Consider the following 2023-nt stretch of genomic DNA (forward strand, 5'->3'; position numbering starts at 1 on the left):
CCCTAAATTTACATCTTTGGATAAATCAGGCAGCCAAAAACCGCTCGAATTTATCCAAACCGTGAAGCAATCCGCTATGTACCATTGGGGAAATCTGTTGCCTGCCTGTGGCATTGAGATCCCAGCAAAGGGTAAACATGGTGCTTGCCCTGTTTGCGGCGGTACCGACCGTTTCCATTTCATCGACGACCATCATCATGGCAACTGGCACTGTCGCCAATGTGATATCCCGAATTATGGTGATGGGTTGGATTTAGTGGCAAAAACCAAAGGAATTTCGATTTTTGAAGCAGCGAAAGTGGTTGCGAATGCACTGGCATTGCCTTTACCAGAACTTAAACCCGCCAAAGCAATCACTTATCCAGTACAGCCAATTGCCGAAAAAGTCGCAGCACTGATGGCGCAGACTGTTGCCGGGCAGTCTCCTTATTTGACTGCAAAGGGGCTGGATTGCCCTAATCAGCGGCTGCTGTCCGATAATTCAGCAGTGTTGCGACTTGCAACACTGGACAAAAAAGTCACAGGTGCACAGATTATCAAACCGAATGGCGAGAAAAAACTCTTTCCCGGCAGTCAGAAGAAAGGCGCATTTATCGCTCCATCAGAGCTGAACGAACACCCTGACACAGTGATTATTACCGAAGGTTACGCCACGGCACTCACGGTTAACCAACTCTATAAAGGAACTGTTCTGGCGGCGCTGGATGCAGGCAACTTGCTTTCTGTTGCTAAAGCAGTTCGTGAACATTGGTCAGACACGAAAATTATTCTGGCAGCAGACAACGACTGGCATCATCCCGACGAACTGGATAAGAACGGCAAACCCAAAGTCAATATCGGTAAGATCTCAGCAGAAAAAGCAGCCCTTGCAGTGAACGGTTGGATTACGTTGCCACCAACGGAATACAAAGCGGATTGGGATGATTATCGTCAGCAGCATGGCATTGATGCAGCAAAGCAGGCTTTTTCTCAAGAGCTCTATCAACCAGTACCCGTCAAGAAAAAATCAGCCACTCAGTCCAATGATACCGAGCCTTCGAAACTGACATTATGCCAGATGGGAGCCAGCCAACGTGGAGAGGTGTTACTGGAGCGTTATAACGGTGATTTAGCGCTGGATGGTGCTTCAGAAACCGTCCATCATTATGATGGTATTGTCTGGCGTCCGGTCAGTGACCGTGATTTAAAACGGGAAATGGTCGCGGCCTTTATGGAAGAGAAACAACCGTATTCACCGCATGGTATTAGTTCTGCCGTAGATGCACTGAAATTGCAGCTTCCCATGATGCAACCACCAAAACGCTACTTAATCGGGTTCAATAACGGCGTGTTTGACCTGAAAAGCTGTCAGTTCCGGCCTCATCGCAAACATGATTGGCTATTGCTTGCCAGTGATGTTGAATTCAATTCACCCGTTCCGGGGGAAAACCCTGCAAGATTATGCGCCGCAATTCTGGGGCTGGTTGAACAGGGCAACAGCTAACTGTGAAAACAAATTTGATCGAGTACTGGCAGCCCTGTTTATGGTTCTGGCGAACCGCTATGACTGGCAGCTTTTTCTGGAAGTCACCGGTGCTGGAGGTAGTGGAAAGAGTATCTTTGCTGAAATCTGCTCGATGCTGGCAGGTAAAGGCAACACCGTTTCCGCCAATATGGCCGCACTGGAAAACACACGTGAACGGGCGTTGATTGTCGGATACTCGTTGATTATCTTGCCAGACCAAACTCGCTATGTGGGTGATGGCTCCGGCATCAAGGCCATTACTGGCGGTGATGAAGTGGCCATTGATCCGAAGCATAAACAACCCTATTCAACCCGTATTCCTGCTGTAGTGCTGGCAGTAAACAATAATGCTATGAGTTTCAGTGATCGCAGTGGTGGAGTGTCTCGGCGTCGGGTAATCTTCAACTTTTCCGAAGTCGTGCCAGAAAACGAACGCGACCCACTCCTGCGGGATAAAATCGCGACCGAATTACCCGTGATTATCCGGCACCTGCTGCTTAGGTTCGCTGAACCACAAGC

1 pseudogene is annotated in these 2023 nt (G+C 48.8%); it reads left to right on the forward strand.

Features of this window, described 5'->3' with window-relative positions:
- Positions 1-76 precede the first annotated feature (76 nt).
- Positions 77-2023, forward strand: a pseudogene (locus Xmir_RS22020) (toprim domain-containing protein); the annotation flags it as partial.

It is taken from the genome of Xenorhabdus miraniensis (assembly GCF_002632615.1).